This window comes from Pantoea sp. VS1 (assembly GCF_002207995.1).
Taxonomy (GTDB): Bacteria; Pseudomonadota; Gammaproteobacteria; order Enterobacterales; family Enterobacteriaceae; genus Pantoea; species Pantoea dispersa.
The window spans coordinates 1-351 of the sequence record NZ_NHZE01000137.1 but is presented as its reverse complement, the minus strand read 5'-3'; the positions used below and the strand labels follow the sequence as shown (position 1 = coordinate 351).

The 351-nt window shown below is 41.6% G+C and carries 1 pseudogene; it reads left to right on the top strand.

What is annotated here, in order from left to right:
* Positions 1–137: 137 nt before the first annotated feature.
* A pseudogene (locus CBW22_RS26875) lies at positions 138–351 on the top strand (ParA family protein); the annotation flags it as partial.

The following is a 351-nucleotide window of genomic DNA, read 5'->3' as shown; positions in this document are numbered from 1 at the left end:
TTCATCACTGAATTACCTGACGCCGGCTGAATTTGCAGCGGGCTGGCGAAACGGGAAATATGAAGAAAAACCAACCGACATTACTAACTGAAGGTTGTATCTAATTCTGGGGGCAGGTCAACATAATAGGACAGCATGTAGAAGCTCACTTATTCTTGTGTAAAACAAATCCAAATAAAAAACACTATCCTAAGCTAGAGGCTCTGCTTCCTTCATTCAATCACATAAAATTAATGAGAAGTCGTCTTTCATACCGAACTCAGGATTTTGAAGAGACAATCGAAACTGGTTTTGGCATCACTGAGTCTGTTCATGGGCGTGTTACTGCAGGCGGTAAAGAGGTGATTGCTA